Below are 7,693 nucleotides of genomic sequence, written 5' to 3'. Positions count from 1 at the left end.
GCCTAATGGGAGCTGCCGGGTCGGAGAGACTCGGTGCCGTAGCCGCCAGCAGGTGAGCACTTATGTCGCCGGAACCACTGTGAGTTCTGTGGTCAGACCGTGCCCCTGCTGGTTGGCCGGAAGGCCATGACCGCTGATGGGGTGGCGTGCCCGCCGAGCTGAGCGTGAGCACTGGATCCATTAGGCCGCGTGCCGTGTCTTCCGCGGGCTGCATGACCGGGAAGTACCTGACCTGGAGGATGAGTTGCTGCTGATCGGCGACGACTGGGCCGAGGACCACCACGATGTCGAAGTCCAGGACACCACCGGCCGCCGCCTCGCGACCGCAAGGTTGCCCGAGGGCGCGGACGGTATCACCAAGCTCCACGAGCTTGTGGCGAAGCATGCGGGTGAGGACCTCGTCCCCTGCGACGTGATCGTCGGGATCGAGACGGACCGCGGCACCTGGGTGCAGGCCCTGCTTGCGGCCGGCTACCGGGTCTACGCGATCAACCCTCGGCAGGTCGCCCGGTTCAAGGAGCGGTACAGCACCTCCGGCGCCAAGAGCGACAGAGGCGACGCCCACGCGCTGGCCGACATGGTCCGCATCGACCGCGACCAGCTGCGGCCCATCGCCGGCGACAGCGACCAGGCCCAGGCCGTCAAGGTCGTCGCCCGCGCCCACCAGACCCTGATCTGGGAACGCACCCGCACCTTCCAACGACTGCGCAACACGCTGCGCGAGTACTTCCCCGCAGCCCTGAACGCCTACGCGAGCCTGGAGCTGACCAGCACCGACGCGCTGGAACTGCTCATCAAGGCGCCCACCCCCCAGGCGGCGGCCAGGCTCACCCGCATCCAGATCACCGCCATCTTGGCCCGCGCCCGACGCCACAACCGGGACCAGAAGGCCGGGGCCATCCAGGCCGCCTTGCGCGAGAAGCACCTGGAACTGCCCGAGCCGGTGGCCGCCGCCTACGGGGCCACCACGACCGCCCATGCTCGTCTCCTGATCGCCCTCAACGAACAGATAGCCGCGATGGAAGAGCAGGTGAAGGCGCATTTTCTCGCGCACCCGGACGCTGAGATCTACCTCTCCATGCCCGGCATCGGAGAGATCACCGGCGCCCGGGTGCTCGCCGAGTTCGGGGACGATCCCACCCGTTACAGCTCCGCCAAGGCCCGCAAGAACTACGCCGGAACCAGCCCCGTTACCCGGGCCTCCGGCAAGAGCCACACCGTCCAGGCCCGCTACGTGCGCAACAACCGGCTCGCCGACGCGCTTCAGCGCCAGGCGTTCTCCGCCCTGCGGGCCTCACCCGGCGCCCGCCGGTACTACGACAAGCAGCGAGCCCGCGAGGCCGGCTACAACTCTGCCCTCCGCCAGGTCGGCAACAGGCTCGTCGGCATCCTCCACGGATGCCTCAAGACCCGCACCCTCTACGACGAAGCAACCGCCTGGTCGCACCACGCACAACCCCATACCGCTTGACACCAAACGACATGGGGTGTCTGACCAGGCGAAACAGAGTGTCGGACCGCAGCTCGCGGTCCGACACTCTGGCCTGCTCTGGTCTCAGTTCTGGTCTCATTCATTTCCGGCATTCAAGATATTTCCCGCATGTGGCAAACGCGGCCCACTGTCGGTGATCAGCGGACACGCATGGATGGGCGCCTTGGCCAACCGAAGCTCCCCGAAGCGGCTCTCCTCGGGCCATCAGACCAGCGGGTAGCCCAGGGCCAGGGCGGCCTTGCGGAACGCAGGCAGACGGTCTGGGGAGACTGCAAGGTGGCGCTCACCGATTCGGGTACACAGCAGGCGCAGGCGGCGGTCGCTGCTGATGAGGGCTGCCAGTGCCTCGTCCGCGCACTCGATGAGATGGGTCTCCCCTGTATCGCGGAGTCGGCCGGTGCGACGGCCAATGTCGTCGAGCAGGGTGGTGACGGTCTGGGGCACGGGATGCGAGGCGGCCTGGCTCAGGTAGCCACGGAGCTCGTCGAGGGTCTGCCCTCGGTCGAGGGCACAAAGAAGAGAAGCAGTGGTGAGCGTCCAAACCCGGTCGGTTTTCCGCTCGGAGAAGGCGTCCAGGAGGAGGGTCTCGACGGAGGGAAGCCCGTCGAGGGCGACGATGTCGAAGTTTGCCAGGACGGTGACCCTGCCCGTCGGGACGGCCGAGGCGAGGACCTGGGCGGGGGCATAGTCGTCCGCGAGGCCGACGGCGTGGGCGCCCAGGGGATTGAGGCGGAGTGCGGACAGGCCGTCGTAGCGGCTGAGCTGATCCAGGTAGTCGCCACCCCAGTTGTCCCGGTAGTCGTCACGGGCGCCCGCCGGGGGGACGTACTCGATGTCGATGAGGCCGAGCGTGGCGGCGTACTCGAAGAACACTGCCAAGGTGTACCGACCCTGGAGGAGGGACCAGTTGTGGTAGCCGTCGTAGCCGAGGCTGCCGTATTGCGGATCCTCCAGGTACAGCTTCCACAGGGCGCGTTCGCTGCGGTGGACGACTGGATCCAGACCGGCCTCGCGCATGTCAGTGAACAGGCCGTCGATGGACATCCACTCACCCGGGGTGAGGCCGGCCAGCGCTCGGCCGACGAGCTTGCGGCGCGGTTTGGCGGCGGTCAGGACGTTCGCCGAGCGCTGGCCCTTGATCTCCTCGACGCGGGAGAACTCGTCCAGAAGGCTGTTGTTCAGCCAGCGTTGCCACAGATGGGGGATGGCCAGGTGCGGCGGCTGGGTCAGCACGGCCCGTCCGCGCGTGGTCGGCACCAGCCGACCACCGGTCAGCTGGGCGAGGCCGCCTGCCTGGAGCAGCATCGGCCAGGCGAAGGCGGCGATGGCCTGGTGCGGGTAGAAGTCGCCACCGTCCAGGACTTCGGCGACCGCCGAGACGGTGGCGGTGCTGGGGCGGCGGGTCTTTTCGCTGCACCGCAGCTTCTTCGTCATGCACAGGCGCAGTACCGCCAGCAGGTTGGCCTGCGCCTCGTGCTCGGTGTGCCGAATCCTCGGAGTGCCGGGGGCCCATGTTGCTGTTCGACCGGTATCACTGCTTGTGTTTCCCGCTTCAGCCATTCGCGTCCCGTTCCTACAGATGGGCAACGTAGTCGTAGTTGCCGGGACCGCAGGTGCCTTCGAGGATCTGGACCACCTCACGCGGGTCGTCGTAGGGGCCGGAGAAGTAGAACGGCTTGCCGTCCCGGCCGAAGCCGATGACGGGCCGGTCGCCGGGCGGGGCACCCAGGTGCACTGCGGCGTCGGCGAAGCCGCCCGCGGGATCGAAGCCGAGAGCGCGGGCATAGGCAACCGCATCATGCACGATCGTCTGCGCCTGCTCCACGCCGATCGGCAGCGGCCGATGATCGAAAGCCGAGTAGTACATCGGTACGTACGTGGTCAGAGATCCGGACCCCATCACCTCTGGGTCGGTGACGTTTTTGACCCCCAGGCAGTACACGTCCACCAGGAACCCGGTGACGGTGACCCTGCTGGCACGTTCCTGGCGGGCCAGGAGAATCTGGGCGAAGCCGCCGGTGCCCGGGTCCGGCTCCCGACCGAGGGGGTCGGCCGCCGCCCAGTCCGGGGCTTCGGCCAAATCCAGTCCCACGCTCCAGCCCGCGTTGACCCAACAGCCCACCAACGGCCGCTCATCCGGCGCGAGGTTCGCCAGCGCCGCCTCGGCGACCCGTCTGACCAGCGCGGTCGCCTGGGCCGGTCGCAGCCCCAGTGCCTTCGCGATCTGCTTCGGCGCGCTGCCGCGCTCCCTCATCTCCCGGACCCGGGCCAGCAGTTCCTCGTCGCGTGTTGTCACCGTCACAGTCTGGCACTTCCGTGTCGCCCCATGCGAAGCACAGGGTGCGCCTGCGGTGCTGCCACCCTGGGTTCGGGTCAGAAGGGATACGGACCGGAACAGGAGGGTCAGCATGGGCGAGACAGTGGGCGGGGCCGTCGAACAGGTGGGAGCACTGGTCGGCTGGGTCGGTGCGGGGCGCAAACTGACCCAGACCGGCCGGGTAACGCTCACCGACGCGCGGGCACTGGTGGAGGTCCTGGACACCGGCGACCGGATGGACCCGGTGATCGGGGACCGTACGTTCAAGACAAAGTCCAGCGAGGAGCTGTACCACCTCACACTGCTCGTCGAGTGGGCAAAGGCGGCACGACTGCTGCGCACCGCGGGCGGGCGCCTGCTGCCAGTGAAGAAGAACGCCAAGCTGCTGGACCACCCCGACGAACTGCGTCGCGCACTGTTCGACGCGCTGCCGCACATCGGCCCGGCCGTGACCGTCTCCGGCTGGCTGGAGTCCTTGTTCAGGCACGAGTACGACCGGGGCCTGCGAACGTTGCTGCAGCGGCTGTACGCGGCCACGACCCCCGTGCGGCTCAGCGACCTGTACAAGGTGGTATGGCAGGCGGTCAGCCCGCTGTACATGCTCGACGACCTGTCCCCCGACCGTCTGCGGCATCTGCGCACCGCGGGCGACCACGACATCCAACGAGTCTTGAAGGCCCTCGCCTCCCTGGGCGCTGTCCATCTCACGGAGGACAGCGCCGAGTTGACGGTGGACGGACGCACCGACACGGCCCGGATGCGGGGCGAGCCCGAGCCCGGCGACGCGGTGCTGCGGATCCTCGTCGAGCTCGCAGACGTGGACGGCCCCCGGGTTTGGCGGCGACTACTTGTGCCCGCCACGATCCGCCTGGACCGGCTTCACTCAGCGATCCAGGCCGCGATGGGCTGGCAGAACTGCCACATGCACGCGTTCACCATCGGCGGCGTCCAGTACGGCCGTCCCGGCGGCGAACTGGGCTTCCGCGACGAGCACACAGCCGCACTGGGCGCCTTGCTCAAGCCGGGTACCCACTGTGTGTACACCTACGACTTCGGGGACTCCTGGGAGGACCTCATCACCGTCGAGTCGCTCCAGACAGCCGCATCCGGGCTTCACTATCCGCACTGCGTGGACGGCGCCGGGATCTGCCCGCCCGAGGACTGCGGCGGCGCACCCGGCTACAGCGACCTGAAAGTGATCCTCGCCGACCCGGCGCATGAGGAACACCAGGCCATGCTGGAGTGGCTCGGCCTTCGGTCCGCCACGGAATTCGCCCCTGGCCGTTTCTCGTCGGACGAGGCCAACGCTCGGCTGCTGCGCCTCACGGCACCATGAACGCCGGCCACGCCACCGTTCACGGCCGACTGGTCCACCCATCCCGCTACGCCGCGCTTGGACAAGACGTACGGGCCGACCCCCGCATCCCCCGACGTTCTCGTCTCTTGGGCGTCGGCTACACGGCGACGAGGCGCACTCGGTCGCCGCAGAGCTTCGTCATGTCGTCGATGTCCGAGGTGAGCATGACGACCGGGCGGCGCTGACGCAGCGCCATCTCGGCCACGGCGGCGTCGATGGCGTATTTGTGACCATGCAGCCCGGCGTTGACCAGCATGGCTGAGGCTGCCTTGGCCTCCTCGTCGCCGATGTGCACGATCCGCACACCGGACAGGACCCAGGCGAGCCGCGCCTTGTCGGTCCGACGATGCACAGCTTCGATGATGGTGAGTGCGCTGATTACCACCTCCATACCCCGCTTGCGGGCTTCGGCGATGAGGGCGACTACAGGCTCGTGATCACTGACGAGCTTCGACAGGCCCTCACAGTCGAGAACGAGGGTGCCTTCGTGGCTCAGCTTGCGGCGGGCCACTGCCCCTCCTCGGCGAACACCTCGTCGAAGACCCGGCGTGCCCGCTCCTGTTCGTGCTCGGAGATCGGCCCCTGACGGCGTTCGTAGTCGGCCAGGTACTCATCCAAGATCTGACCACGCAGCTCGCGCTCCACCGCTTCGGTGATGAACGCGGAGAACTCACGCTTGCCGACCCGTCGGCGGATCGCCTCCGCCGTCCCCTCAGGGAGGGAGAGACTGACCCTGGTGGCCGGCCCCTCGCCGACACTGTAAGGAATCTCGCTCATGGGATCGACATTATCAAACAAGTAGGAATCCGACCTGAGTGCAGTGCCCCGAACGTGGCGAGCCGCCCACCCGTCACCTCGTGGTCTCAGTTCTGGTCTCATTCACATACGTTCAGCCGTGTCCGGACGCCGTTGAGCAGTCCGCTCCACAGCTGGTCAGGACACCCACGACCTCCTCCGGACCCCCAGACGAACATTTGGAAAGCATGTTGGGGGCAACCCCTCACGAGTTCGAATCTCGTATCCTCCGCAGCCGCCTAATGGGAGCTGCCGGGTCGGAGAGACTCGGTGCCGTAGCCGCCAGCAGGTGAGCACTTATGTCGCCGGAACCACTGTGAGTTCTGTGGTCAGACCGTGCCCCTGCTGGTTGGCCGGAAGGCCATGACCGCTGATGGGGTGGCGTGCCCGCCGAGCTGAGCGTGAGCACTGGATCCATTAGGCCGCGTGCCGTGTCTTCCGCGGGCTGCATGACCGGGAAGTACCTGACCTGGAGGATGAGTTGCTGCTGATCGGCGACGACTGGGCCGAGGACCACCACGATGTCGAAGTCCAGGACACCACCGGCCGCCGCCTCGCGACCGCAAGGTTGCCCGAGGGCGCGGACGGTATCACCAAGCTCCACGAGCTTGTGGCGAAGCATGCGGGTGAGGACCTCGTCCCCTGCGACGTGATCGTCGGGATCGAGACGGACCGCGGCACCTGGGTGCAGGCCCTGCTTGCGGCCGGCTACCGGGTCTACGCGATCAACCCTCGGCAGGTCGCCCGGTTCAAGGAGCGGTACAGCACCTCCGGCGCCAAGAGCGACAGAGGCGACGCCCACGCGCTGGCCGACATGGTCCGCATCGACCGCGACCAGCTGCGGCCCATCGCCGGCGACAGCGACCAGGCCCAGGCCGTCAAGGTCGTCGCCCGCGCCCACCAGACCCTGATCTGGGAACGCACCCGCACCTTCCAACGACTGCGCAACACGCTGCGCGAGTACTTCCCCGCAGCCCTGAACGCCTACGCGAGCCTGGAGCTGACCAGCACCGACGCGCTGGAACTGCTCATCAAGGCGCCCACCCCCCAGGCGGCGGCCAGGCTCACCCGCATCCAGATCACCGCCATCTTGGCCCGCGCCCGACGCCACAACCGGGACCAGAAGGCCGGGGCCATCCAGGCCGCCTTGCGCGAGAAGCACCTGGAACTGCCCGAGCCGGTGGCCGCCGCCTACGGGGCCACCACGACCGCCCATGCTCGTCTCCTGATCGCCCTCAACGAACAGATAGCCGCGATGGAAGAGCAGGTGAAGGCGCATTTTCTCGCGCACCCGGACGCTGAGATCTACCTCTCCATGCCCGGCATCGGAGAGATCACCGGCGCCCGGGTGCTCGCCGAGTTCGGGGACGATCCCACCCGTTACAGCTCCGCCAAGGCCCGCAAGAACTACGCCGGAACCAGCCCCGTTACCCGGGCCTCCGGCAAGAGCCACACCGTCCAGGCCCGCTACGTGCGCAACAACCGGCTCGCCGACGCGCTTCAGCGCCAGGCGTTCTCCGCCCTGCGGGCCTCACCCGGCGCCCGCCGGTACTACGACAAGCAGCGAGCCCGCGAGGCCGGCTACAACTCTGCCCTCCGCCAGGTCGGCAACAGGCTCGTCGGCATCCTCCACGGATGCCTCAAGACCCGCACCCTCTACGACGAAGCAACCGCCTGGTCGCACCACGCACAACCCCATACCGCTTGACACCAAACGACATGGGGTGTCTGA

At 67.9% G+C, this 7,693-nt stretch carries 7 protein-coding genes; 3 read left to right on the top strand and 4 right to left on the bottom strand.

The annotated features are described in order from the left end of the window. The first annotated feature begins 244 nt into the window (after nucleotides 1-244). A complete protein-coding gene (locus GFH49_RS32130; RefSeq protein WP_155053965.1) occupies nucleotides 245-1,471 on the top strand; it encodes an IS110 family RNA-guided transposase in 1,227 nt (408 codons plus the stop codon). Nucleotides 1,472-1,696: 225 nt separating this feature from the next. Here the strand turns inward: GFH49_RS32130 and GFH49_RS32125 are convergent, their stop codons facing one another. Both GFH49_RS32125 and GFH49_RS32120 read right to left on the bottom strand, forming a co-directional pair. Further along, entirely contained in the window at nucleotides 1,697-2,926 is a 1,230-nt protein-coding gene (locus tag GFH49_RS32125) for a helicase-associated domain-containing protein (RefSeq protein ID WP_230396623.1), read from the bottom strand. A 139-nt stretch (nucleotides 2,927-3,065) separates the two neighbouring features. Next, on the bottom strand, nucleotides 3,066-3,788 hold the full coding sequence (locus GFH49_RS32120) for a hypothetical protein (RefSeq protein ID WP_155059579.1): 723 nt from the start codon (nucleotides 3,786-3,788) through the stop codon (nucleotides 3,066-3,068). A 112-nt stretch (nucleotides 3,789-3,900) separates the two neighbouring features. On the opposite strand from GFH49_RS32120, the gene GFH49_RS32115 reads away from it, so the two are divergent. Further along, nucleotides 3,901-5,145, top strand: coding sequence for a plasmid pRiA4b ORF-3 family protein (locus GFH49_RS32115; protein ID WP_155059578.1), 1,245 nt, complete (start codon nucleotides 3,901-3,903; stop codon nucleotides 5,143-5,145). 118 nt (nucleotides 5,146-5,263) lie between these two features. Here the strand turns inward: GFH49_RS32115 and GFH49_RS32110 are convergent, their stop codons facing one another. Both GFH49_RS32110 and GFH49_RS32105 read right to left on the bottom strand, forming a co-directional pair. After that, nucleotides 5,264-5,677: a DNA-binding protein gene (locus GFH49_RS32110; protein WP_155059577.1), complete on the bottom strand. Its 414-nt coding sequence runs from the start codon at nucleotides 5,675-5,677 to the stop codon at nucleotides 5,264-5,266. Then, on the bottom strand, nucleotides 5,659-5,943 hold the full coding sequence (locus tag GFH49_RS32105) for a hypothetical protein (RefSeq protein WP_030973973.1): 285 nt from the start codon (nucleotides 5,941-5,943) through the stop codon (nucleotides 5,659-5,661). Before GFH49_RS32105 ends, GFH49_RS32110 begins: the two co-directional genes overlap by 19 nt. 499 nt (nucleotides 5,944-6,442) lie before the next feature. Here GFH49_RS32105 and GFH49_RS32100 point away from each other — a divergent pair, with 499 nt between their 5' ends. Then, on the top strand, nucleotides 6,443-7,669 hold the full coding sequence (locus GFH49_RS32100) for an IS110 family RNA-guided transposase (RefSeq protein ID WP_155053965.1): 1,227 nt from the start codon (nucleotides 6,443-6,445) through the stop codon (nucleotides 7,667-7,669). Nucleotides 7,670-7,693 lie beyond the last annotated feature (24 nt).

This window comes from Streptomyces blattellae, assembly GCF_009709555.1.
Lineage (GTDB): Bacteria > Actinomycetota > Actinomycetes > Streptomycetales > Streptomycetaceae > Streptomyces > Streptomyces blattellae.
This window is presented reverse-complemented; position numbering and strand designations above follow the sequence as displayed.

Excerpts from the sequence above, each read along its gene's own strand:
- GFH49_RS32125 (WP_230396623.1), bottom strand. The coding sequence starts at position 2,926 with ATGACGAAGAAGCTGCGGTGCAGCGAAAAGACCCGCCGCCCCAGCACC.
- GFH49_RS32105 (WP_030973973.1), bottom strand. The coding sequence starts at position 5,943 with ATGAGCGAGATTCCTTACAGTGTCGGCGAGGGGCCGGCCACCAGGGTC.
- GFH49_RS32115 (WP_155059578.1), top strand. The coding sequence starts at position 3,901 with ATGGGCGAGACAGTGGGCGGGGCCGTCGAACAGGTGGGAGCACTGGTC.